The organism is Streptomyces durocortorensis (assembly GCF_031760065.1).
Lineage (GTDB): Bacteria > Actinomycetota > Actinomycetes > Streptomycetales > Streptomycetaceae > Streptomyces.
Genome location: NZ_CP134500.1, coordinates 7,228,291 through 7,251,373, shown reverse-complemented (window position 1 = coordinate 7,251,373; position 23,083 = coordinate 7,228,291). Strand labels below are relative to the sequence as shown.

The 23,083-nt window shown below is 68.4% G+C and carries 20 protein-coding genes and 7 pseudogenes; 18 read left to right on the top strand and 9 right to left on the bottom strand.

Annotated elements, in window-relative coordinates; all coding sequences use genetic code 11:
* Positions 1-86: 86 nt before the first annotated feature.
* The 3 genes from RI138_RS32110 (at position 87) to RI138_RS32100 (ending at position 1,589) form a co-directional block, all read left to right on the top strand.
* The gene (locus RI138_RS32110; protein ID WP_311122745.1) at positions 87-548 is read left to right on the top strand and encodes a hypothetical protein; all 462 of its coding nucleotides are present in this window, start codon (positions 87-89) and stop codon (positions 546-548) included.
* A gap of 5 nt (positions 549-553) precedes the next feature.
* A complete protein-coding gene (locus RI138_RS32105) occupies positions 554-907 on the top strand; it encodes an NUDIX hydrolase (protein ID WP_311122744.1) in 354 nt (117 codons plus the stop codon).
* Positions 908-1,166: 259 nt separating this feature from the next.
* Positions 1,167-1,589: a class I SAM-dependent methyltransferase gene (locus tag RI138_RS32100; RefSeq protein WP_311122743.1), complete on the top strand. Its 423-nt coding sequence runs from the start codon at positions 1,167-1,169 to the stop codon at positions 1,587-1,589.
* 63 nt (positions 1,590-1,652) lie between these two features.
* Here RI138_RS32100 and RI138_RS32095 read toward each other — a convergent pair.
* Positions 1,653-2,029, bottom strand: a pseudogene (locus RI138_RS32095) (transposase); the annotation flags it as partial.
* Positions 2,030-2,145: 116 nt separating this feature from the next.
* Positions 2,146-3,437: pseudogene (locus RI138_RS32090) on the bottom strand (IS256 family transposase).
* A 187-nt stretch (positions 3,438-3,624) separates the two neighbouring features.
* On the opposite strand from RI138_RS32090, the gene RI138_RS32085 reads away from it, so the two are divergent.
* Positions 3,625-4,056, top strand: a complete 432-nt coding sequence (locus RI138_RS32085) for a hypothetical protein (RefSeq protein ID WP_311122742.1) — start codon at positions 3,625-3,627, stop codon at positions 4,054-4,056.
* A gap of 1,481 nt (positions 4,057-5,537) precedes the next feature.
* The gene (locus RI138_RS32080; protein ID WP_311122741.1) at positions 5,538-5,792 is read left to right on the top strand and encodes a hypothetical protein; all 255 of its coding nucleotides are present in this window, start codon (positions 5,538-5,540) and stop codon (positions 5,790-5,792) included.
* A 6-nt stretch (positions 5,793-5,798) separates the two neighbouring features.
* Here the strand turns inward: RI138_RS32080 and RI138_RS32075 are convergent, their stop codons facing one another.
* Positions 5,799-6,470: an HNH endonuclease gene (locus RI138_RS32075; RefSeq protein ID WP_311122740.1), complete on the bottom strand. Its 672-nt coding sequence runs from the start codon at positions 6,468-6,470 to the stop codon at positions 5,799-5,801.
* Positions 6,471-6,734: 264 nt separating this feature from the next.
* Here RI138_RS32075 and RI138_RS32070 point away from each other — a divergent pair, with 264 nt between their 5' ends.
* The 4 genes and pseudogenes from RI138_RS32070 to RI138_RS32505 all read left to right on the top strand — a co-directional run bounded on the left by RI138_RS32070 (position 6,735) and on the right by RI138_RS32505 (position 10,969).
* Entirely contained in the window at positions 6,735-6,884 is a 150-nt protein-coding gene (locus tag RI138_RS32070; protein WP_311122739.1) for a hypothetical protein, read from the top strand.
* Positions 6,881-7,159: a hypothetical protein gene (locus RI138_RS32065; protein WP_311122738.1), complete on the top strand. Its 279-nt coding sequence runs from the start codon at positions 6,881-6,883 to the stop codon at positions 7,157-7,159. The genes RI138_RS32070 and RI138_RS32065 overlap by 4 nt, the downstream gene beginning before the upstream one ends.
* Positions 7,160-8,727: 1,568 nt before the next feature.
* Positions 8,728-10,371: pseudogene (locus RI138_RS32060) on the top strand (protein kinase domain-containing protein); the annotation flags it as partial.
* A complete protein-coding gene (locus tag RI138_RS32505; RefSeq protein ID WP_398864411.1) occupies positions 10,298-10,969 on the top strand; it encodes an outer membrane protein assembly factor BamB family protein in 672 nt (223 codons plus the stop codon). The pseudogene RI138_RS32060 and the gene RI138_RS32505, both read left to right, overlap by 74 nt.
* A 418-nt stretch (positions 10,970-11,387) precedes the next feature.
* On the opposite strand, the gene RI138_RS32050 is transcribed toward RI138_RS32505, so the two are convergent.
* The 5 genes from RI138_RS32050 to RI138_RS32030 form a co-directional block, all read right to left on the bottom strand.
* Positions 11,388-12,143 carry a transposase family protein gene (locus RI138_RS32050; protein WP_311122735.1) on the bottom strand — a complete coding sequence of 252 codons (756 nt, stop codon included), beginning with the start codon at positions 12,141-12,143 and terminating at the stop codon, positions 11,388-11,390.
* A 108-nt stretch (positions 12,144-12,251) separates the two neighbouring features.
* Positions 12,252-12,761, bottom strand: coding sequence for a pyrroline-5-carboxylate reductase family protein (locus tag RI138_RS32045; RefSeq protein WP_311122734.1), 510 nt, complete (start codon positions 12,759-12,761; stop codon positions 12,252-12,254).
* A gap of 3 nt (positions 12,762-12,764) precedes the next feature.
* Positions 12,765-13,028 (bottom strand): pyrroline-5-carboxylate reductase family protein, encoded by a 264-nt coding sequence (locus RI138_RS32040; protein WP_311122733.1) that lies wholly within the window; start codon positions 13,026-13,028, stop codon positions 12,765-12,767.
* Entirely contained in the window at positions 13,021-13,503 is a 483-nt protein-coding gene (locus RI138_RS32035) for a dTMP kinase (RefSeq protein WP_311122732.1), read from the bottom strand. The genes RI138_RS32040 and RI138_RS32035 overlap by 8 nt, the downstream gene beginning before the upstream one ends.
* Positions 13,504-13,996: 493 nt before the next feature.
* A complete protein-coding gene (locus RI138_RS32030; protein ID WP_311122731.1) occupies positions 13,997-14,437 on the bottom strand; it encodes an ArsR/SmtB family transcription factor in 441 nt (146 codons plus the stop codon).
* A 624-nt stretch (positions 14,438-15,061) separates the two neighbouring features.
* On the opposite strand from RI138_RS32030, the pseudogene RI138_RS32025 reads away from it, so the two are divergent.
* Positions 15,062-15,334: pseudogene (locus tag RI138_RS32025) on the top strand (IS5/IS1182 family transposase); the annotation flags it as partial.
* 105 nt (positions 15,335-15,439) lie between these two features.
* Here RI138_RS32025 and RI138_RS32020 read toward each other — a convergent pair.
* Positions 15,440-15,796, bottom strand: coding sequence for a hypothetical protein (locus tag RI138_RS32020; protein WP_311122730.1), 357 nt, complete (start codon positions 15,794-15,796; stop codon positions 15,440-15,442).
* Positions 15,797-16,145: 349 nt separating this feature from the next.
* On the opposite strand from RI138_RS32020, the gene RI138_RS32500 reads away from it, so the two are divergent.
* The 8 genes and pseudogenes from RI138_RS32500 to RI138_RS31985 all read left to right on the top strand — a co-directional run bounded on the left by RI138_RS32500 (position 16,146) and on the right by RI138_RS31985 (position 23,055).
* Complete coding sequence (locus RI138_RS32500) at positions 16,146-17,369, top strand: transposase domain-containing protein (RefSeq protein ID WP_398864165.1); 1,224 nt, start codon at positions 16,146-16,148, stop codon at positions 17,367-17,369.
* A 13-nt stretch (positions 17,370-17,382) separates the two neighbouring features.
* A pseudogene (locus tag RI138_RS32495) lies at positions 17,383-17,477 on the top strand (IS5/IS1182 family transposase); the annotation flags it as partial.
* A 289-nt stretch (positions 17,478-17,766) separates the two neighbouring features.
* Positions 17,767-18,357 (top strand): phosphoesterase, encoded by a 591-nt coding sequence (locus tag RI138_RS32010; RefSeq protein ID WP_311122729.1) that lies wholly within the window; start codon positions 17,767-17,769, stop codon positions 18,355-18,357.
* The gene (locus RI138_RS32005; RefSeq protein WP_311122728.1) at positions 18,354-19,934 is read left to right on the top strand and encodes an alkaline phosphatase D family protein; all 1,581 of its coding nucleotides are present in this window, start codon (positions 18,354-18,356) and stop codon (positions 19,932-19,934) included. Before RI138_RS32010 ends, RI138_RS32005 begins: the two co-directional genes overlap by 4 nt.
* Positions 19,906-20,082, top strand: a pseudogene (locus RI138_RS32000) (Zn-dependent oxidoreductase); the annotation flags it as partial. The gene RI138_RS32005 and the pseudogene RI138_RS32000, both read left to right, overlap by 29 nt.
* A gap of 582 nt (positions 20,083-20,664) precedes the next feature.
* Positions 20,665-21,682, top strand: a pseudogene (locus RI138_RS31995) (transposase).
* Positions 21,679-22,191: an HAD domain-containing protein gene (locus RI138_RS31990; protein ID WP_311122727.1), complete on the top strand. Its 513-nt coding sequence runs from the start codon at positions 21,679-21,681 to the stop codon at positions 22,189-22,191. Before RI138_RS31995 ends, RI138_RS31990 begins: the two are co-directional and overlap by 4 nt.
* Positions 22,192-22,341: 150 nt before the next feature.
* Positions 22,342-23,055 carry a hypothetical protein gene (locus RI138_RS31985; protein ID WP_311122726.1) on the top strand — a complete coding sequence of 238 codons (714 nt, stop codon included), beginning with the start codon at positions 22,342-22,344 and terminating at the stop codon, positions 23,053-23,055.
* Positions 23,056-23,083 lie beyond the last annotated feature (28 nt).

Genomic DNA, 23,083 nt, shown 5'->3' with positions numbered 1-23,083 from the left:
ACCCCCACCCCCACCACGATGGTGTGAGTGCGCCGCCGAGGGCGTCGCAGCCACACGGAGGGCGCGGGGGGGGGGGGACCCATCGCATGAAGCGCGTTCTGATGGCCATAGGGATATCGGTGGTGGTGGGAAGCTCGCTGGCCGCGTGCACGGCTGTGGCCTCCCCCTCCGTCTCCCCCTCCCTCACCTCGGAGAGGCTGAGCGACCCGGAGCTCAGGACCCTCGAACTGGCCGAGCAGAAACTCATCGAGAAGTGCATGGCCGAGAAGGGCTTCCGGTACTGGGGCTCGAACGACCTCAGCGACGAGGAGAGCCGCAGCTCCGGCTACGTCGTGGACGACGTGGAATGGGCCCAGGAACACGGCTACGGCGGGCGCATCCAGCGGAAGGTGGAGCACGCCAGGAAGAACGACCCCACCATCGCGTACGCGGCGAAGCTGTCCACGGCTGAACTGGTGCGCTACAACACCGCCTTGGGAGGCCGTCCGGAGCACAGCGCGATCTCGGCGGAGCTGCCAGGCGGGGGCAGGATCGCGGCCCTGCGCTGATGCGGATGACCCGCCACCGCCCACCTGCCGACGTCGGCGCGGTGACCGGTGCGCAGCCGGTCTCCTCGTGGGTGCCACCGCAGGTCTACGCCGATTCACTGCTCCGGGCGGCCGCCTACGTGTGCCTCTACGTCACCGACGAGAACGACCGGCCACTCCAGCTGCACTCCGTCTACTCCCCCGGCCACCCCTGGCACATGATCGGCGGCGCGATCGATCTGGGCGAGCGGCCCTGGGACGCGGTGGTACGCGAGTGCCGGGAAGAGACCGGCATGACCGCTGTGGGTCCACCCCGGCTGCTGGCCACCGTGTACGGCCAGCCCCGGGCGCGACGTCCGTACAGCACGCGCTGCAGCTGATCTTCGACGGCGGTCGCCTCACCGCTGAACAGATCCGGGGAATCACGCTCGACCCGCGCGAGCACGACGAGGTCCGCGTCCTGCCCCTGGCCGAGTGGGAGGCCTTGATGCCGGCCCGCGATTTCGTGCGGCTGCGCGCCGTGGAGGAGGCGCGCCGCACCGGCGTGGCCGCGTACGTCGACACCTGGGGGAACGCATGACCAACAGCAGCGTTATCTTGCCTCGCCGAGCACGGGACCGATTGGGAGCTCAGGACCCTATGAGCCATGCGCCCTCCGACTTCGCGGACGTGGGTGGTGCGTACGCCGCCTACTCCAGCGGCGGCCGCGGTCGGCTGCGGCACGACATCACCGCCCGCCGGGTTCTCGCCGAGCTCGGCGGTGGCCCGGCGCGGGTCCTGGACGTGGGGTGTGGCGACGGGGAGATGGTGTGGCGCCTGGCGGCCGCCGGACACCAGGTCACCGGCGTGGAGAGGTCCGCCGGCATGCTCAGCGCCGCAGCCGAACGGATCGCCGCCGCCCCGGAGCTCGCCGAGCGGGTGACCCTGGTCGAGGGCGACATCGACGCACTGCCCTTCGCCGACGACTCGTTCGACGCGGTGTGCTGCCACAGCGTCGTGATGTACCTGCCCGACTCCATCGCCCCCACCGCTCACTTTTTCGGAGGCTCCGGAGGCATATGAGGCTGCAGGCCAGTTCGGGCAGGCCCTGGTGGATGTCGGGTTATCGTTCGTAGCGGATGCGGAGCGGTCGACGGGCGAGGGGCCGACGTGATCCCCCCTTTGATGGCCCGCACATGCGATCCGTCCACGGCGGAGTCCTCCAGGTCCAGCAGGTCCGTGCCGCGCAGTTCGGCCAGCAGGGCGGCATGCAGACGCGGCCAGACGCCGGCGTCGGTCCAGTCCCGCAACCGGCGCCAGGCCGTGACTCCGGCGCAGCCCACAGTCTCGGCCGGAACGTCGCGCCACGCGACGCCGGTCCGCAGGACGTACAAGAGGCCCGCGAGAGCCGCCCGGTCTGGCATGCGAAGACGCCCGGGATACCCGCGGCGCCGTTCGGGAGCGGGTGGTAGCAGCGGGGCCACCCGCTCCCACAGGTCGTCAGGAACAAGATCAGCACGCACCCCGACACCCTGCCGACCAAGATCGGCAAGTGCAAGACCCGGAGCTCAACTCATTCTGAAACGGTCAGTTACGAGCGGGGCTGTCAATCGAGCGGTGTATCTGGGGTGGTTGAGGGTTACCGGCGTGCTGCGGAGAGGCGGCCGTCGAAGGTGATGTCGAAGGCGTTCAGGGCGGACTTCCAGCGCATGGTCCAGCGGGCCTGGCCCTTGCCGGTCGGGTCCAGCGACATGATCGCCATGTAGACGCACTTCAAGGCGGCCTGCTCGTTCGGGAAGTGCCCGCGAGCCCTGACTGCCCGCCGGATCCGGGCGTTCACCGACTCGATGGCGTTCGTCGTGCAGACGATGCGGCGGATCTCGGTGTCGAACCGGAGGAACGGAGTGAACTCCTCCCAGGCGTTCTCCCAGAGCCGGACGATCGCCGGATACTTCTTGCCCCACGCGTCGGCGAACTCCGCGAACCGCTCGAGTGCGGCTTCCTCGGTCGCCGCGGTATAGACGGGCTTGAGGAGCTTGGCGATCTTGTCCCAGTCCTGGCGGGCGGCATAGCGGAAGGAGTTCCGCAGCAGGTGGACCACGCAGGTCTGGACGGTGGTGCGGGGCCAGACGGCCTCGACTGCCCCGGGCAGGCCCTTGAGCCCGTCGCAGACCAGCATGAGGACGTCGTTCACTCCGCGGTTCTTGATCTCGGTCAGGATGTGCATCCAGTGCTTGGCGCCCTTGCCGCCGTCGCCGGCCCACAGCCCCAGAATGTCCCGTCGGCCCTCGACGGCGACGGCCAGGGCCACGTAGATGGGCCGGTTCGCCACCGCGCCATCGCGGATCTTCACGTGGAGCGCGTCGATGAAGATCACTGGATAGACCGAGTCCAGGGGCCTGTTCTGCCACTCGGCCATGCCCTCGAGGACCTTGTCGGTGATCGTGGAGATCGTCAGCCGCGACACCTCGGCGCCATAGACCTCGGACAGGTGAGCCTGGACCTCGCCGGTCGTCAGCCCCTTCGCGGCGAGAGAAATGACCATCTCGTCGACGCCCGACAGACGCCTCTGCCGCTTCCTGACGATCTTCGGTTCGAAGGAGCCCTCGCGGTCACGGGGCACGGCTATCTCCACCGGGCCGACATCGGTCAGCACGGTCTTGCCACGGGTTCCGTTGCGGCTGTTGCCGCCGTTCTTCCCCGCCGGGTCGTGCTTGTCATAGCCGAGGTGATCGGTGATCTCGCCCTCCAGGGCGGACTCCGGAGCCGCTTGGTCAGCTGCTGGAGCAGCCCACCCTCGCCGGTCAGCTGCAGGCCCTCGGCCTGAGCCCGGCCGACCAACTCATCGATGAGCTGGTCGTCCACCTTCTTCGCCGGCTGCGGCTCAGCGGCCTTGACGGACTCGGCCACGGTCACGTTGTCGCTGGTCATCGATGCATCTTCCTTGATCAGGAGTTACACCGATCGTTTTACAGTCCCTTGAGCCGCACTGGCGACGCGAGCGACGGCGGCATCCTGCACACCACGGTCGACGGATGAGACGGCAGACGAAGGAGCAGACGAACCGGTCGGCCGAGGGCTGACCGTCCGCGACAATCAGAGGGAGGGCACCCCACTCGTGAGCGACAACTACCAGGAGGACGGCCTGCCCGGCATCGACACCGTCGTGCCGGTCGGCCTGCACCAGATCTGGCGGGAGCGGGAGAGCGGTGCCCTCCTGCGTACGGACCGGTACAACCCGCCCGAGGCGTCCGCCGACCCGGCCACGGCGGTCGGCGTCGAGGTCGTCCGCGTACGCGTGGACGACGAGGGCATGGAGTGGCCCTCGCCCTCCACCGCCCGCACCGTAGCCCACGCCTGGCTGCGCACCCACTGCACCTACCTGCCGGCGTCCGAGCCCCCGGCGGTGGACGACGGCGGGCGCCTGGAGCACCTGCGCCGCGCCCTGGCCGAACTGGCCGATCACCACTACCGCGAGGGCCGCCGACTGCGCGGCGCCCACCACCAGGCCCACCGGCAGGGCTTCCACCGGGGACGGAGGAAGCGGTGACCACACATTCCCCGGCCCTGGACCCGACGGCCGCCGAGCGCCAGGCGCCCATCGAGCGGTGGGCGGAGCGCCACGGCATCGATGCCGCCCGCCGCCTGGCACCAGGGGGGAGACCGCGTTCCAGTCGAGGCGGGGCAGGTCGCTGCTGAGGTCGATGACGGCCGGACCATCGTCCCGCCCGTCGTACGTGTCCACGCTGGACACGCCGGACGAACTGGGATGGCGTCGGCATTCGAGGCGTCATCGCCATTGCTCTCCAGGCCCTCGCAGAGGGCTGCAGACGCGGTCGCGGCCACACCCATTGGCACCGACAGGGGAGAATCGAAGGAACGGTCGACCCGAGGAGAGCCCGTGACCGAGACACGCGGGTACGACCCGATACGCTTCTTCACCTGAGAAGTGCTTCTTTCCACGGCACGATCTGGACCCTCGACAAGTCCTATCGTTTCAGGTCAGGAGCACTTCTCGCGTTTTCGATCACGCTTCGGACAGCACACCTCTTGAAAGCCCGAGGCTAGAACGGCGGGTCCTCGGCGTGCCCCTCATGGTCTTCCTTGCGGCCAATGTGGTCGCCCGCTGTCCTGGTCGGCGGTGCCAGCATCCGGCTGGCCGGGCGCCTCGCGGCGTACGGTCGGCCTCGGTTCTTCCGCCAACCACCGAGTCTGCGGCTGGAGGTGAGGGAAGGCGGGGCGTACGGCCAGGCCCCAGAGGTTGCCCTGGTAGCGGCGGGCCAGCAGGCGTCAGAACCCGAAGGTCAGCTCCGCGACCGCGTGCCCCTTCGACGAAACCGCCCTGGTCGCATGGGCTACCCACCCCGGCCCGCCCCATGGTTCTGCGATGACCAACGGCCGTCGCACGAGGCCCTACCCCCATCGGCCACGTGGGGTTGCAGAACCTACGGCCCAGTCACGCCCCATCCGGGGTCCTGGTCCTGTCGGGCGGTACGTGGATTCGCGGTGGTGGTCATGGCCCAAGCGTATGCCCCACGCCCTGCTTTGAGCACCCCGTACAGCAGCGCGGCCAATGAGGTCCGGCTGACTCCGTCCATCTCAGGCTGGTACGGAAGTCCCCGGCGTTCCTTGCGGGGCAGCACCTGCTCGATCCGCTCCCACAGGCCATCCGACACGATCCACGGCCAAGCCCTCCTTCCCGGACAACGCTGAGCCCCTGACGCGGACGCGGTCACCAAGACCGATCCGCCTCATCGTTTAGCCGTTGTGATATCCCGTCGGGTCGCGGCGGACGCAGGGGGCTCAATTACGCCACGGTGACTTGAAAGTATCCATTCTTTCACGCTCGCCCGGTGGATTGAGCAAGGGAACCTCAGCGATTGCTCAAGTAAGACGTCGTGTCATTTGGCGTCGTTCGGTAGGCTCTGGGCGTACTCGCTGCCCAACGGGGCCCCGGGCCCCCGGGGGCGCCCCTTCGTCCGGTTCACGGATGGCGACGATCCAGAGGCTGACTACTTCAATACGCACAAGGTGGAAACGCTGCGGAGCTTTCAGGAGACGCTCATCACCGCCCTGGCGGGGCTGGCCGAGTTCACGCGCGAGATCCAGGGGTGGGACCGGTCGTCGGGCACGACGGAGCAAGTCCGCGACGAAGTGGACCGGCATGACCGGCCGTGCCAGGGACGCGCGGGCCACGGAGAGAGGTGCGCCCTGTGCGGACCAGATGCAGCATCGCCCGGCCAACTGCTGTGGCTGGAGCTGCTGAGCGCGGCGGAGGCCACCTGACCGGCGTCAGCGGCCCTGCGGGGCCGTGTCGCGTACCGTCCGCGTGCGAGCCGTGGCGCACTGGCTGCTGTCCCCGGCGCAGTGGTCCACAGCTCCGTGGTCTAGGGCAACGTGGTAATGCTGCCCTCCGGAGACACAGTCGACGACGAGGTGGGGCTCTCCGAGTTCGAGGCCGAGCCCGAAGCCCTTGCGGACCCACGACAGCAAGGTGATCAGGGCTGTGAGATCGGTTGCCCGGTTGTACTTCCGGCAGCCGTCCGCGGCCGCGCCGATCCACCGGTTGGGGCGGCCCCGCAGTTCGTCGATGATGACATCGACCACGCGGAGCAGGACCTCCGGATTACGCAAGGCCGCGTCACGCAGGGCCAGAACCGTGTCGACGTCGAACTCGGGATAGTTGCCGTCGAACAAGGTGTGGTGGTTGGGGCAGAGTGGCACGACATTGCCAAGGTCGTGGAACGTGCTGCGCCGATGCTGCTTGCCTACATGAGCGATCCGTTCGGGAATGCCCCTGACCGCGCTCTCCGTGGCCAGACGGACGGTCGGCCAGTCGCAGATGTGGGCAAGCTCCGGTCGGGGTCGGGTCGTACCCCACGCCAGACAGGCTGTACCGAACACCTTCCTGGCGGCTCGCAGCAGCGCGTCCGGATTCTTTGGCCGATCTCCGTACTTCCCCATACGAGCACCCTATGACGCCACGCTGACAGGCCAACTCCTTCCCGACCCAGGAACCTGGTACGAGGGGCGAGCGACCACCCCGACCTCGACGCCGCCCGCCGGGCAGCACTCAGCGGACTGGAGATCGACGAGACCGCCGAAGTCCTCTACCGGGACTAGCTGAACACCGAGTGGGGCGCCGGGAACACCGCCCGCCTCCAGCAAGTAGCCCGGACCTACGACAAGTCCCTCGAACCCGTCACCGAACAGCTCATCGACCACGGGATGTCGCTGGACGAAGGATTCCAGCTGGTGCCGGCGTATCGCCGGCCGCTGGTGAAGGCAACGGTGCTGCATCTGCTGTGGTCAGGGCATGTGACGACGGCGCTCGACCGCCCGCTCAGCGCGGGGCACGCCCTGCGGAGGGCGGCATGAGCAGGGCCAACGCGAAAGTGGGCATCGGGACGCACTTCCGGCTGGACGGCGAGACGGTCCAGGTCGTGGAGTTCGCGAGCCTCGCCACTGGGTTGGAGGTCGTCCTTATCGGCGGGCGCAACCGACTGGCACGTATGTCGGTACGTGAACAGCTGTCTCCGGGACGGGCTCGGGTGATCCCCAGCAGCGCCGGGCCGTCAGCCGCTGAAGATGAGGATGGGGCGGCCGTGGTCCTCGATCGGCTGACCAAGAAGGAGTCGGCCTGGTTACAGTGAGCGGCGCGCAACCAGGTCCCGCAGCATCTCCAACACCTTGAACGAGGTACGACGCCTTCGCCTTTCCGGAGCCGGTGGGTGACCGCGGCGACCATGATCCGGACTGGGGAGGTCCCTGAAGATGTCGTCAGGTTGAACGCCCTTGTCCCGGCGGATCTTATCCGGTGACTTGTGTTTCCTCTGGGCTCGGCAATCGGCGCAGAGGTGGTCTTGGGATCTGACTCCCTGCGAGTGGTTGGGGCCATAGCAGATCTGGCACCGACGCTGGTTCGTCATGTACCTATCATTCCATGTGATGGGTTCTTGGGAAACCACCCGCCACCTCACGGTGGATCGGCCGCCCGGACAACCTCTATGCCTTGAGTCCTGCAGCTCACCTCGTCCCGATCCGTGACCTGCCGAGCTGCTCTCTGGGGCCGGGGGAATGGACAGGTCCTCGGGACAGGGGAGGTGACACGGCCACGGGATCGGGACATGAATCCGCAGCTCAGAGCGTCATATAGGGACACGGCTGACGGGAACCTACAGTTTCATGTGGGATCCAGGTTGCCGTGTCGGAATCCGCGCCGGGATGTCGTAGCCGTGGTCGCGACCGCTGTGCTCGGTGGGCTTCTTGGTCCCGCGCTGGCCGGTGGATGGACCTCCCAACTTCCCCAGCTTGTTGCTACACAGCCCGTGTCCCACGCAGGTCGTGTCGCTTTACAGGCGGGCTGAGCCTCGGCGCTGTGTCGCGTTGCGGTGAGTCATCGTGTCCCTTTCCCGACCCTCCTGTGTGACCGAAGTTACTCAGGAGGTGGGGGTGGTTGCGGCGGTTCGATGCGGATCAGAAGGCTGACTATACGTTCGCGTGAGTCCGCCGGAGGTGTCGATGATCCAGCGCGCTCGTCAGTGCGTTGCCGGGCCGCGAAGACGCAGGGGCGATTCGACGGGGTTCCGCGGTCGAGTGTGGCACGCCTCGCACATGGCGTTGATCCAGGTGTGTTGCTGGCCGCCGTGAAAGCGGGGCGCCCGGGGTGCCCGCACATTTCGGAGATCTGCTCGGACTCCGTCTCTGCTGCATCGGTGAGCGCGGTGGCCTGGTCGGTGAACTCGCCGTCGAATTCTCCGTTGTGGAAGCGGTCGGCGACGGTGATGCGCAGGCCACCGAACTTCGTGGAGAAGCCGTCGAGCCGGTAGGCGGGATCGAGGGCGGTCCGGTCGCGGTGGTGGCTACCTCATGCACGAGATACCTGTGGCCCTGGCCACCAGCCTCGAGACATTCCTGAACGCCTGAGCCCGCAGCGGCAGCTCCAAGAAGCCTGCGCCTCCTGCGTGAAGCAGCCTGGCCCCACCCGGCTGGGAAGACGCTAGCTAATACTGGACCTGGCGGACCTGGCGGGCCTGGCGGGCCTGGCGGGCCTGGCGGGCCTGGCGGGCCTGGCGGGCCTGGCGGTGCGGGGGGGGACTGGTCCACCCACTCCATCAGCTCCGTCGTTCCTGCTCCGGAGCAACCCCGCTAGGGTGAAGCGGAGTTACCGGGACCGGTCGAGGCGCTCCGCCCTCGCCGTCGCTGAGGGGGGTACAGGCGCATGGGCGCACCGCTGGAAGCGGAGGATCCGCGTCAGGTCGGGCGGTACCGGATCGTGGCGCGGCTCGGCGCGGGCGGCATGGGCCGGGTCTATCTGGGCCGTTCGCCCGGGGGCCGGTCCGTGGCCGTGAAGGTCGTGCACCAGGAGCTGGCCCGGGACGACGGGTTCCGGCGGCGGTTCGCCCGAGAGGTGGCGACGGCACGCCGGGTCACGGGGGTCTTCACCGCCGCGGTCGTCGACGCTGACCCCGACGGTGAGCCCGCATGGCTGGCGACGGAGTACGTGCCGGGCCCGTCGCTGGGCGAGGCCGTCGACACGCATGGCCCCTGGCCCGGGCACGGTGTGCAGGCGCTGGGGGCGGGGCTCGCGGAGGCGCTGGAGGCCATTCACACCGCCGACGTGATCCACCGGGACCTCAAGCCGTCCAACGTTCTGCTCGCCCAGGACGGCCCCCGGGTCATCGACTTCGGGATCTCGGTCGCGGCCGAGGCGACCGCTCTGACCCGGACCGGGACGATGGTGGGCACGCCTGGCTACATGTCCCCGGAGCAGCTGTCGGGCAGTGCTCCGGTCGGCCCCGCGAGCGATGTCTTCTCGCTGGGCGCGGTCCTGACGTACGCGGCCACGGGTACCGGCCCCTTCGGTACGGGACCGGCGCAGGCGCTCAACTATCGCATCGTCCACGAACAGCCCCGGCTGGACGGGCTGCCCGCCTCACTGCGAGACGTGGTTGCCCACTGCCTGGCCAAGAAGGCGGAGCTGCGGCCGGACGTCGGCCTTCTCCTGGACGAGTTGGGGCGGGAGGCGCAGGCTGACGGCTACTGGCTGCCCGACCCGGTGGCCGAGGTACTGCGGTCAGGGCGCGCCCCGACCGCTTCCGCCTCCGCTTCGGCTCCCGCCCGGCCGGAAGCGGAGGAAAGTGCCGCCCCACGGCCTCCGGCCGAGGGCGAGGCGACGCTCCTCTCGCTGCACCGGGCACCCACGGCGGCCTCTCTCCCGCCGCCCCCGGTCAACCCGCCGACCGCGCCTGCGGAGCGACCGGGCGGCGCGCCCACGCAGCCCCCCGCTCGGCCCGCGGGTCAGCCCACTGGGCCGACCCGCCGTCGCGCCCTGTTCGCCTTGTCCGGGATCGTGGTCGCCGGGGCGGGCTTCGGCGCGTGGCGGCTGCTGGACGGTCAGGCCGACGGCTCGCCGGAGGCGAGAGACCGGTCGGCCGGAAGCCTCGGGAAGGACGGTGGGCGGGAGACGAGCGCCTCGCCTCAGCCCGACGGCACCGTGCGCTGGACGCGGAAGGAGTACCCGGTCACCGGGATCACCGCGAGGGGGCGGACCCTGTACGTTGCGGACGCCGAGGGGCTGAGCGCCCTTGACCCCGCGAACGGCAGGACACGCTGGTCCTACGCCACCGAGGAGCTCGTCGTCGACAGCCCCCGACTCGGCGCGGACGACGGCCTCTACGCGGTCTCCTACGACGGAACGCTTCACGCGGTCGACACCGGGACCGGCCGGGGCAGATGGACGTCCGGGGTCGGCAGGGGCAAGGAAAGACTTTCACCTGTCGTGCCCGGTTATGAGGTGCTTTACGTCAGCCGCTCCGACGGCACGTTGCTGGCGGTCAGCACCGCCGACGGGTCGGTGCGCTGGACCTACTCCTTCGCGTTTGAGGGGTTTGCCCCCCCTGCCCGCCCCGAAGGTCCACCAGGGCACGGTCCACGTTGTGACGGAGCAGGGCGTGCTCCACGCAGTGGACAGCGCGACGGGTCGGAAACGGTGGGAATTCGACGGCGGATCGCGCATGGTGACGACCCCCGAGGCAGCGGCGGGCCGGGTCTACGTGTGCACCACCGCCGAGTCGTACGCCCTGGACGCAGAGACCGGCCGGCCCATGTGGAGCATCAGGACACCGGGGGCTTCGGACCCCGTCCTGCAGGGTGACACGCTCTTCCACCACAACGTGTCCAAGACGCTGTACGCCCTGGACAGCCGTACGGGCAAGCGGCGTTGGAGCTTCCCGCTGCCGAGCAGGGTGCTGCTCGCCCCGGTCGTCGCGGGGGGCGTGGTCCACCTCGCGGACGACGACGGAACGCTGCGGGCCGTCGACGCGCGCACCGGCGAACAGCGCTGGAGCTTCTCCGGAGGCGAAAAGGCGAGTGCGCCGGCCACCGTCCTCGGGGACACCGTGTTCTTCGCCGCTTCCGACAAGGGGCGGGCGAGGTACCACCTGCACGCCCTGTCCGTCTGACCCGGCAGCCTGCCCCCCCCCATATTACCGTTTTGTTTGCCCCGCAAGGGGGCGCCCGGGCTCCGGAGTTGGCATGACTTTCTGCCTTGTCGATCGCATGTCTTGGGGGGGGTGTCAGTGCGCCGTGAGGCGCTGTGAACTCGTGCGGAGGTGAGAGACCGTCGCCATCGTCCCCGTCCCAGCAGGGCGATGAAGCTGGGGGCAGCCTGATCCGGGGGATGCCGGTGAGGGTGAGAGCGGCCCCGACAAAGCCGGGACGGGCCAGAACTGCCAGATGGTCCGGGTCCGGCAAGCGTGATGGAGAGGAGTACGAGAGGAACCAGCGTTTTACGTCTGAACCGCTGATGACGCTCGTTGAATTTCCCCACCCTGCGCTCAGGGGTTCTCCAGACCTGCTTACCTTGAGCCTTTTCCAACCTCACGCTGACGCGTGATGGAGGACGAGTACGGCCTGGACGATCGCGGTGAAGCGGTTGGTGCTGCAGCGGAGCTTCCGTAGGAGTCGCCAGCTCTTCAGGACCGCCATGGCCTGCTCGACCAGGCAGCGGATCTTGGCGTGGCTACTGTTGTGTCGGCGCTTCCACCGCTTGAGCCGACGGCCTCGGAACGGGACGCGGACGGGGTGGCCGGCTCCCTGGTACGCCTTGTCCGCCCAGCACTTCAGCTCGGCCGCGGCGAGCGCGTCGATGATCCCGTGGGTCCGTGCGGCTGTCAGGTCGTGGACGGACCCGGGCGGGGCGGGTGACGCCCGAAACAGTCGACCGAACGGATCGGTGAGGACCTGGACGTTCATGCCGTGGCGCTTGTGTTTCCCGGAGTAGTACGGGGTGTCGGCGGCGGTCCGGTCGATCGGTAGGAGGGTGCCGTCCAGGATCACGAGCGCCTTGGTCCGGATGGTCTTCATCGCCTCGGTCAGGGTCGGGGCGAGGACGGCCAGGACGTCTATGACCTCGCGTACGTAGCGATAGGCGGTCGCGATGCCGATGCGGAACCCGGCGGCGAGCTGGGCATAAGTATCGCCGCATCGCAGGTGGGCCAAGGCGAGCAGGGCCTGTCGGCCTGCGGGCAGACGTCGCCAGCGCGTCCCGATCTCCCGCCGCCGGGCGTGCAGTCGAGCGCTCAGGAAGCGCAGGGTGTGGCTGGACAGATCAATCGACGACGGGTAGACAAGCACGCGAAGCTCCTGGTGGGGCACGGTGGATCTTGGTCGTGACACCTCCTACCAAGAGCTTCATCGCGTTGCAGAGTCACCCAACTGACGGACATCGCCGACAGGTTGGAATCAGCTCAGTATGTCCGCGGCGCCCGCCGTCTGCAGTCGCGGGAGTCCGGCCTCGGTGATTCCCCCCGGGGTGGCGAGCCCTTTCCAGGCGGCCGGGGATGCGGCACCCGTCCCGCGGAGCATGGCGGCGGCGCTCTCCAGGGCGTCCGCGGCGAAGTCGCGGGCCACCTCGGGGGTGACGCCGGCTTCGACGGCGGCCGTGCCGATGCCGGTCGCGGCCAGGGCCAGGAAGGCCGCCCCGCTCCCGAGGCTCGACGCCGCGGTGTCCTGCTGCGGCTCGGTGATCGCGACCACCGAGCCGAACCGCCGCAGCAGACCGGTGACCGTGGCCCGTACGGCCGTGGACACTCCGTCGGCCGGGGTGAGCGCCAACAGGCCGGACCGCTCGATGGTCGCCGCGTTCCCGGCCGCCCGGAAGGCGTGGACGGCGGCCCCCGGCAGGGGGATGCGGTCGAGCGGGAGACCGGCGACGAGCGAGACGACGGCAGCACCAGGCGCGAGCTCCGGCATGGCCTAGGCGAGAACCTTCTCCGCCTGGTCGGGACGCACGGCCAGGATCAGCACCTCGGCCCCGCGTGCGGCCCGCCCGTTGTCCGCGCTGACGTCGACGGCGTACGTGCGGACCAGGCGTCGCGCGTGGTCCTCCGTCCTCACCATGCCCCTCAGCCGGCCGGCGGGGTGACCGGAGGCCAGGAGCCGGGCGAGGACGACCTCTCCGATGCCGCCGACGCCCGAGACGGTCACCCGTGGGTGCGTGCCGGGTGCGCTGTCAGACATCGGCGAGCCACCGGTCGGTGCGGGCCAGGTGGGCCCAGGCGTCGTCGAGCAGTCCGGCCGGGGGAAGGCCGGCGTCGAGCACGGTGAACACGCCGTCCCTGTACTCGTCCAGGTCCCGGTAGGCATCGCGGAACCGGGTGAGGAAGGAGAGTGAGTTGGTGTCGGTGTTACGGGCCCGGACCCGTGCCGCGGCGACCTCCGGCGACAGGTCGAGGAGGAACGCCACGTCAGGGGCTGGCAGTTGGCCGTACAGACGGCGTAGCCATCCGGCGTTGGCGGTGCCCGAGACCGCGGCCAGCGCCAGGTGCCCCAGCCAGGATCCGGTCGACCCTCGGCCTGGCCCAGGACCTCGGGGCCTGGCTGCGGACGATCTGCTCCCCCGATCCGAGAAGTACAGATGAACTGTGCCCTCACGCGCCGAAGAAGCATCAACGCGCCGGGATCTCAGAGAGCGCTCAGGACGAAGGGGTTGCACGGGGCACAGTCGGCTGGGCCCCGAAATCAGGAGGGAGTGACCCCCACGTGCTTGACGGTTGCGTTCCGATCGCACCAGGCGGTCGATGTCCCTCCAGATAGCGCGCGGTTGCCAAAGTGGCGGTAGGTGCCGTACCCGGGCTTGTAGCAGTCGATGAACTCGGTGAACGCCGAACCCGTACACCTGATGGAGGCGCCATGGTGCCCTTCGCCTCCGACCAGGTAACTGGGTGAGCCGCAGGAAAGCGCCGACGGGGACGCTACGGCCTGCGAGGCTAATCCCAACAGTCCTCCACCCACCAGGGCGAAGGATGCCGCGACAGCACCAATACGGCAGTGAACGCGCATGTTTTTCTCCTTAGGGATCAAGCAGAAGCCATCGGTCGTTGATTCTGCGACGGCACGCGCGGATCCCCCGCCCGCGCGTGCCGTCGCTTCGGATGGTGCGACACAGACGACTATCGCGCGGCAGACAGCACCCGGCGATCCTTTCGTCAGGGGCCGAAACCATGAGTGGTCGCGGCCAGCAGCGCGGCGCCCAAGCGTGTGGTCGTGTGCAGTACGGCCTTGCCGTCGCGGCGGGTCGTGATCAGAGCGGCCCGGCGCAGTACGCTCGCGTGCTGGCTGGCGGTTGCGGGCGAGATGCCCAGGCAACAGGCCAGCTCCGTCGTGCTGCACCCGTCGGCCACAGTTGCGAGTACGGCGGCTCTGGTCCGCCCGACCAGGTCCTCGAGCGCCCCCTGGGCAGATTCTCCGACAAGCCACTGTGCGGAGTCGTTCATCTCCCCGCCGACCGTGGGCAGCGCCAGGACGGGCGACTGCTCCGGGTCCGCCAGGTTCTGCAGTACCTCCACCTGCCGGGAGGAGAACACCGTCGGAGCGATGACGAGCCCTCGCCCCCGCAACTGGATGTCCGCGTCGTGGGGATGATGCACTTCCAGGACGGGAGGCCGCCAACGGACCAGCGGAGCACATACCGTCTTCAGTAGCCCCTCGACTCTGTCCTCGGCCATCGTGCGCACGTAGCCGTCCCGGGCTGAAGCGAGGTGGATGCGTATCTGGGGCCAGTACGGTGCGACAGCCACCCTGTGGCAAGCCCGTAACGCCTTGGCCAGTTCCCGACGGGCTCCTCGGTCGCCGGCGGCAAGGGCCCGGGCCCACCCTCGGTGAGCGGGATGGATGTCGAGGTACTCCACTTCCAGGCGTGTCATCGCGCGGGAAGCCGCCAGCAGGTTGTCGACCGCCTCGTCGATACACGTGGCGCCCCCGGTGAGGGTCGCGATATCGATCTGCGGCCCATGAGTGGGCATCAACGCCAGCAGGGGGGAAGCTTGTTCGCGGAGCGACCCGCCCAGCCCACTGGTCACCGACATCCGCCAGCCGCGTAGAGCCGGGGCCCTGTCCCTGCCCCTCTCCCGCAGTCGTTGGACACTGTCCAACGTCTCAGCGGCCACACCCAGGGTGCTCTTCACCCTGGTCCGCCCGAGGTCCTCTGCCGTGAAATGAATACGTTTGGCCATCATCGCTCCGTTCCCCGCCGAATCCAGCGTTCCGTGCTGACGCTGCACGAGCACAGCCCGGACTTCGTCCTACTGGACGGGACCCTCGCCGAGTGCGACCGCGTCGGCGACAGCCGGGCGGACCGGTCCTCACCGATCCGGCCCGACGAGCTGCTGTGGATCTCGCCCGCCCTGCCGGGCCGCACTCATGATTTCACCGCGGCCCGTACCCACCGGATGATCCAGATCTGCAAACGCCAGGGCGTCCCCGTCCTCGCCGACCGCGCCTGCACAGGCGCCGGCCCCTGGGTCGCTACCGGACTCGAACGACCAAGGCCGCGTAGTTAGGCCTTGGCGGTAGCTGTCCAGCGATTCGGCCGACGAGATTGGCTCAGCTTCGATATCTGACATCCACTGGTCCGAAGCTTGGGCCGGTCATCACAGGGAGATGGACCATACGTCATCTGCCTGATGTCCGTCCGGATCGGTGGGGCCTGAACCGTACGGATCAGGATCGAGGACGACGTCAATGCGAGCGGCAGACTCGGACACGCGGTAACGGTGCATGTCGCGCGAGGTTTCTTCGAGCTCCACCGTGTGCCCCAGGGACAGGATGGCGGCCCGAAGTTCCTCAAACGGCAGCCGGGGCGCGAATTGCCCGTACTTCTGCGAGAGCGGAAGCGGCACCGTGGTCGGGGACAGGTCGTACAGCAGCCGTTGGGGCTTGACGCCGAAGCCGAAGCAGGCCATCTGCCCCTGGAGCCCCTGCTGGTCCGGTGAGAAATTGATCTCCACGAGCCCGTAGTCCCTCCGTAGGAGGCCGCCACCGGGAACATCGAGGAAATCCGGCCCCACAGCAGCTTCCCAGCCCCCGGGGTCGGTGCCGATTCCAGCTCCAAGTACGTCGCCACTGGTGGCGACTTGGGCGTAAAAGTCTAGAGCTGACACCTGCTGACCTGCCTTGTTCGTTCGAAGGAACCGTCTCGAACGGTACCAACACACTGCCAACTCCGTGACTCGGCCAACCTTCGGTGGATGCACTCAAGATTCGGTCCGACGGGGCGACGGCCGTTTTGTGCGTGGGCGGGTTGGCACCCCGGGTAGGAGTAGGGATCTGCCAAGATCCATCGCTCGCGAGGCTCCGTTGCATCGTCAGTCTGCCGTCAGCACGCTCCCAGGTATTCTCGCCGTCGGCGAAGGTGTTCTTGCCCCAGGGCACCTGGGTGAGTTAACCAAATACGTTCGCTTCGAGTTGGTCGACGCCATACTGGAGGAGACGGGGACGGTCGAACGGCGAAGGCGGATTCTTCCGTCGCGAGTAGGCATCTACTTCGTGTTGGCACTGGGCTTGTTCCCGCAACTGGGCTACGCCAAAGTCTGGAACAAGCTGGTCGCCGGGCTGACTGGGCTCCCGGTCGTGACGCCTTCGGAGAAGGCCCTACGTGATCTGCGTCGCCGTCTGGGTGCCGCACCGTTGAAAGCCCTGTTCGAAGTAGTCGCTGGCCCGCTGGCCCAACCCCGTACTCCGGGGGCTCGATACCGGCAGTGGCGCACAGTGGCATTCGACGGATGCAGCTCGATCAAGGTGCCGGACGGGGAGCGCAACTACGCCTGGCTCGGGCGAGTCCGCCACCGGCTGGGAATCACGGGTTACCCCACGCTGCGGCTGATGTCGCTGGTCGAGACAGGAACGCGCGGCCTGCTCGGTGCCGCTTTCGGGCCGAAGCGGCACGGCGAGAACCACTACGCCCGAAAGCTGCTGCATCTGCTCGGTGACGACTCCCTCGTCCTGGCCGACCGCGGCTTCGACGACGGGAAGTTCCTCCTCCGACCAACGACACCAGCCTTCCTCTCACGTCGGCACCCATCCCAGACTCCTGCCTCACCCACGAAACCCGGCGAACCGACCTTGATCGATCGCGCCTACGCCGTCCTACGCTCCGAACCCGGCCGCCGCTGGGGGCCACGCGAACTCGCCCAGGCCGTCAACGCGGACAACGTGCACAGCTACGCCGTACTGCTGGCCCGCTGGGCCCGAAACGGACTGATCCACAAACCACACACTGGCGTCTACATGCTGCTCGATGAGGCGGCACCCGCCGCTTCACCACCAACCCCGCCACCCCTCGCTCCGGGAACACCCCAGCTTCAAGGCACACTCGCCGTTCTGCGCTCTGCACCCGACTACTCCTGGACACCTCACGAGGTCGCATCAGCGCTCGGCACCGCCAACGTCAACAGCCTGAACGCTCAAATGGCCAAATGGGCGCGACGGGGTCTTATCTACCAGACCCGCAGGGGTGCCTACGCCGCTCACTCCCCAGACTCACCCGAACAGCAGCCCTTGACAGACCTCGACGCTCCCTAACTACGCGGCCTTGCTCGAACGACCACCGGGGCGGCGAGCTCACCCTCATCTCAGCGCACAGTCAACCGGGCCCTGGCCACGGTCCGGGCACCAGTCGAACGCGGCATGTAGGCGCCGCTGGTCAGACGCGCACGGTGCCTTAAAGGTATCTGGGACCGGACATCTGCTTGGCGGGCGAGCGCAGCACTCGGCGGATCTTGCTTCCGTAACGCTGTTTCGCTGCTGTGCGCTACCGGATCTTCCATTGATGGCCCCTTCCTTGTGTTTTGTGCCTTTGCTACTCGCACTTGTCCGTACAGGTTGCTGAGAAAGTTTGGTGAAGGGCTTCCTGCGGTTCATGCGGGGCTGGTGTGATGCGTGGCGCGACAACACAGCAGAACACCCAGGGGAGACGTGGATGAATCTCGTTGTGAACGGCGACGCGGAGAGTGGGCCGGGAGGAAGTGCGGAGCCGGTCGGCTCGGTGAACGGCTGGAGGATCGCGCAGGGCGCACCCGCGCTGATCGACTACAGCTTCGGCGGAGGGTACCCGGGCCCGTCCGACCCCGGCCCCGCCCAGCGCGGCAGCCGGTTCTTCTCCGGGGGGAACTCGCCCCGTACGGCACTGGTCCAGGACATCGATCTGCCGCAGACCGGGGCGACCGGGCGCGCGGCTGTTGACGCGGGCCGCGTCCGGTACGCCGTACGCGGCTGGCTCGGCGGGTACGCGGGCCAGGAAGACGGGGTACGGCTGTCCGTGGAGTTCCGGGACGTCAGGGGGACCCCGGTCGCGCTGAGCGTGCTCGGGCCCGTGACCGCGGGGGACCGCAAGGGGCGTACCGCACTCCTGCAGTGCGAGGCGGCCTCCACGGTGCCGCCGGGCGCCCGCAGTGCCCGAGTCCTGCTCGTCTTCACGCGCTCCGGCGGCACGTCCAACGACGGCTACGCGGACGCGATATCCCTCACCCTTGATACCGCCACCCTCAACACCGCCGGAGGCCGGTCGTGAAGCTCAACCGCCGTGATCTGCTCAAGGCCGCCGCCGCGTCGGGCGCCCTCGGCATCGCCTGGCCGCTGGCCGCCGGGCTCTCGCCCGCGCAGGCCCGCGAGGCAGCCGAGGCGCTGGGAGCCGACTACGACCCGGCGCCCTTCACCCTCGGCGTCGCCTCCGGCGACCCGCAGCCTTCGTCCGTCGTGCTGTGGACCCGCCTGGCGCCCGAACCCCTCGCCGCCGAGCAGGACCTTCCCGACGTCGTCGAGGTCGGCTGGGTCGTCGCCGAGGACGCCGGACTGCGCACGGTCGTCGCCCGCGGCACCGCCCCGGCGTCCACGACCCTCGGCCACAGTGTGCACGTACCGGTCGGCGGACTGAGATCCGGGCGGCACTACTTCTACGCCTTCACCGCGCTCGGCCGGACCAGCCGTGTGGGCCGTACGAAGACCGCCCCGGCCGGCGCAGTCGGCGCGGTCCGCTTCGCCGCCGCCAACTGCCAGGCTTTCCACGACGGCTTCTACGCAGCCCACCGCGGCATCGCCCGGGAGAACGTCGACTTCGTCGTCCACCTCGGCGACTACATCTACGAGCACGGCCAGGTCGGCGGCGTCCCCGAGAACCATGTCCGTGACCACGAGGGCGGTGCGACCTTCACCCTCGCCGACTACCGCAAGCGGCACGCCCTCTACAAGGGGGACGCATCGCTGCGCGAGGCACACGCCGCCCACCCCTGGTTCCTCACCTGGGACGACCACGAGGTGGCCAACGACTTCAGCGGTACGGGCGGCGGCGCCCCCTTCATGCAGCGCAAGGCGGCCGCCTTCCAGGCATGGTTCGAGCACATGCCGCACCGCGACACCTTCGGCGAGGCCGCGCTGCCGGACCCCGAGATCCACCGCGTACGCCGCTGGGGCGACCTGCTGGAGCTGACAGTCTTGGACCTGCGTTCGTATCGCTCGGCGCAGAACCTCGCCGACGGCACCATCCTGGGTGCCGAGCAGAAGTCGTGGCTCAAGCGGGGCATCGACAAGGCCCCGGACGCCTGGCATGTCTGGGCCAACTCGATCATGCTCAGCCAGCTGCGCGGCTCGCCCGGCGGCTCGTACATGTTTACCGACCAGTGGGACGGCTTCCTGGCCGAGCGCAAGGAGGTCCTGGGGCATGTGCACAGCAGCGGCCTGGAGGACCTCGTCGTCATCACCGGAGACTGGCACTCCGCCTTCGTCGACGACATCCACACGGACTTCGATGACATCTCGTCACCCGTCGTCGGCACGGAGTTCACCGCGCACTCGGTGACCTCGGGCGCGTACTCCGCCGACTGGAACCGGACCAACGGCCCGCGCATGGGCCAGGCCAATCCGCACCTCAAGTACTTCGAGGGCAACCGCTACGGCTACGACGTGTACGAGGTGACCCCAAAGCGCTTCTCCACCCACATGCGGGTCATCGAGGACCGGCGGGACCCGACGTCCCCCGTTTCGACCCTGACCACGTTCCATGTGGACCGGGGCACGGTGGGCTCGTACGAGGACGAGGCGACGAGGAACTCCCCGGCGCAATATCGCCGATCCCGCACGAATCGACCGTGACCAGCCGTCCAGCGGCCTTGTGGTGAGGAAGTGCCCGGCCCCCGCCGACCACCCCGGCTGGACCACCGTCAACGCCAGGGCCGCCTCCCTCAACCACCACGACCCGTGGTCCCTGCGCGGTGCGGGCTTCAGTGAGGACAAGCTGCCGACCTCTCAGGCAGCGAGGGCGGTCCGCCGCTGCGGTTGGCCGCGCCTGTGAGCCGTACATACACGGGCCAGTCGGATCGGTCAGCGTTGATCGGGAGTCGGCGGTCGGTATTCCACGATGTGCTGGCGGCCACCAAGACGACCGACAGGGACCTCGGTCTGTTGGAGAGCTCATGGCTCGTGAACTGCTGAGAGGTGGCCCCTGTCGGCGGGCTGAGGACATGAAACCTGGATCCGGGCCTGCCGGGCAGGACCGGTCTTTGACGAGAGATCAAGGTCCCCGAACTACCGAAGGTCTCCGCCCGGCAGGGCACGGGCGAGGCAGAGCCGGTCTGAACACAGGGATCAAAGTCCCAGAACGGCGGCAGGCTTCCACCTCACATCGGGGCCCTTGCACTGCCGCGCTCGGGCTCACCGATGAGCTACTAGAACTACCGGTACTCCACCAAGAGCAATGCTCAAGACCTGTGGATCGGACTCGGGAGGGGTGCATCGCGGAACGCGGAGGGCGTACCTTCCCGAGTGATCGACTTCTGGTCATCGAGTAGGCCCGCGTTGCAGCGCGGGTCGGGAAGGCACGCCCGTGCTGAGCGTAGTCAACGAGGACGGCACCACCCAGAGCGGCTCTTTGATGGACGACATCGTCCGTGAGGGTGCCCGTCGGGTGCTCGCCGCGGCCCTGGAAGCTGAGGTCAACCAGTACATAGCTGAGTTGGAGGGCGAGCGGGACGAGGCCGGTCGCCGTCTGGTGGTCCGTAACGTCCACCACCGCGAGCGGACGGTGGCCACCGCCGCCGGGCCGATGGCGGTGAAGGCGCCGCGGGTGAATGATAAGCGGGTCGACGGTGAGACGGGCGAACGCAAGCGGTTCTCGTCGAAGATCCTCGCCCCCTGGTACCGGAGGTCCCCGAAGATCAGCGAGGTCCTGCCACTGCTCTACCTGCACGGTCTGTCCTCCGGGGACTTCGTGCCCTCGATGGAACAGTTCCTCGGCTCGGCCGCTGGGCTCTCGCCGGCCACGGGGACCCGGCTGACCAAGCAGTGGAGCGACGACCACGCCGCCTTCCAGGACCGAGACCTGTCCGGATCCGACTATGTGTACGTGTGGGCCGACGGCGTCCACCCCAAGGTCCGCCTCGGCCAGGCCCGCTCCTGCGTCCTCAACGCCCTGCCGAGATCAGCCCGGCCCGGCGCGAAGAAGGCGCTGCAGGAGATCTACAACGCCGAGGACCGCAATCACGCCGGGAAGGCGGTGAAGGACTTCGGGCGCGCTTACGGTGCGAAGTGGCCCAAGGCCGTCAAGAAGATCACCGAGGACGTCGATGAACTCCTGGCGTTCTACGACTTCCCGGCCGAGCACTGGGTCCACCTGCGCACGACGAATCCGATCGAGTTGACCTTCAGCACGGAGAAGCTGCGGACCAAGGTCACCAGGGGCGCCGGGAGCCCGGCCGCGGCCCTGGGATGGTGTTCAAGCTGGCCGAGTCCGCCCAGGCCCGCTGGCGCGCGATCACCGCACCCCACTCGTCGCCCTCGTCCGCAACGGCGCCCGCTTCGAACGCGGCGTCCTGGTCGAGCGTGAGCAGGAGGCCGCGGCATGAGTGAGCGCGAGGAACTCCCGCTGCTGTTCTTGGACGTCGACGGACCGCTGCTGCCGTTCGGCGACGGCCCGCAGCGCGAGCCGTCAGGCACCGCGACAGATTCGCACCTGACGCGGCTCGACCCGCGCATCGGGCCTCGCCTCGCGGCACTGCCGTGCGAGTTGGTCTGGGCCACCACCTGGGAAGGGGCGGCGAACACCGACATAGCACCGCGGCTCGGCCTGCCACCCCTGCCGGTCGTGCACTGGCCGGAACCCTCCGACGCGCATGAACGCGAGGACCAGTGGTTCGGGCTCCACTGGAAGACCCGAACCCTGGTGGCATGGGCGGACGGACGCCCGTTCGTCTGGGTCGATGACGAGATCACCGACGCCGATCGGGACTGGGTTTGGACCCATCACCCCACTCCGGCCCTCCTCCACCGCATCGCGTCGTCCCGCGGCCTCACCCACGAAGACTTCGCAGTCCTCGATCAATGGCTGCGGGCCACTTGTGGCTCCCTACGTTGATCCAAAGGAATTGACAATTGCTCGGCTCGCCGTATCCCGGTCAAGAACTTGATTTGGCGGCGGCTGCTGCATGGTCGCCAGGTCGACGCGCCTGGACCGCCTGGGCAGTCCAGGCGGCGAACTCGCACAGACTGCGGCTAGCGTTCTGCTGTGCACGTTGCCGACGACGGTCTCATCGAACGGAAGATCACCTTCGCCTATGCGTTCCGTATGCGCTGCGGCATCTGCCGCCAGACGTCGGTTCTGAGCGGTAGCGACTACCTCCGGCTTGAGGACGGGAACGGCGCGTGTATGCCATGCGATCAGTGCGGCGGTTCGATTCGCTTCGGGCCGCGGACCGCCAGCATCCGGGATCCTGATGACCCGGCGCTCGACGACAGCATGGTCAGCAGGCTCAGTTGGTATCACACCAGCACCTATGAGGACTGGCCGAGCAGCGCCTACGAACGCGACATGAGGAAGAAGTACTCGATCGATCACGTTCGTGCCCTCATGGGTGGTCCTGAACCGTATCTGCAGGTTCAGCTCGGCAAGGCGTTCCACCTTGGCACCTACGAGGCGGCCATCGAGAACATGTACCGGCGTATGCGAGACCAGGACGACGAGCATTCGGCCTTCTATCTTCATCGTGTCCACCTCAATGTCCCGCCCGGCCGGATCGATCCGGACTTTCGCGATGAGAACGACGAGCCGGCGGCAGACATCAGCAACAACGACCTGGACAGCCTCGGGCTTGACGCAGTCCGCTATCTCAACGTGTGGGAGGCCTCAGGAAGCATTTCCCTGGCTGTCCGGCCACACGTCATCGACGGCATCCAGACCGTCCCGGTCCCCGGAGTCCACGTCTCAGAGGGCGGTTTGTGATTCTTTGAGTGGCTCTGTCGTCGCCTGA

Excerpts from the sequence above, each read along its gene's own strand:
- RI138_RS32105 (WP_311122744.1), top strand. The coding sequence starts at position 554 with ATGACCCGCCACCGCCCACCTGCCGACGTCGGCGCGGTGACCGGTGCG.
- RI138_RS32100 (WP_311122743.1), top strand. The coding sequence starts at position 1,167 with ATGAGCCATGCGCCCTCCGACTTCGCGGACGTGGGTGGTGCGTACGCC.
- RI138_RS32040 (WP_311122733.1), bottom strand. The coding sequence starts at position 13,028 with ATGTCTGACAGCGCACCCGGCACGCACCCACGGGTGACCGTCTCGGGC.
- RI138_RS32110 (WP_311122745.1), top strand. The coding sequence starts at position 87 with ATGAAGCGCGTTCTGATGGCCATAGGGATATCGGTGGTGGTGGGAAGC.
- RI138_RS31990 (WP_311122727.1), top strand. The coding sequence starts at position 21,679 with ATGAGTGAGCGCGAGGAACTCCCGCTGCTGTTCTTGGACGTCGACGGA.
- RI138_RS32075 (WP_311122740.1), bottom strand. The coding sequence starts at position 6,470 with ATGGGGAAGTACGGAGATCGGCCAAAGAATCCGGACGCGCTGCTGCGA.
- RI138_RS32045 (WP_311122734.1), bottom strand. The coding sequence starts at position 12,761 with ATGCCGGAGCTCGCGCCTGGTGCTGCCGTCGTCTCGCTCGTCGCCGGT.
- RI138_RS32070 (WP_311122739.1), top strand. The coding sequence starts at position 6,735 with ATGTCGCTGGACGAAGGATTCCAGCTGGTGCCGGCGTATCGCCGGCCG.
- RI138_RS32505 (WP_398864411.1), top strand. The coding sequence starts at position 10,298 with ATGAGGTGCTTTACGTCAGCCGCTCCGACGGCACGTTGCTGGCGGTCA.
- RI138_RS32065 (WP_311122738.1), top strand. The coding sequence starts at position 6,881 with ATGAGCAGGGCCAACGCGAAAGTGGGCATCGGGACGCACTTCCGGCTG.
- RI138_RS32010 (WP_311122729.1), top strand. The coding sequence starts at position 17,767 with ATGAATCTCGTTGTGAACGGCGACGCGGAGAGTGGGCCGGGAGGAAGT.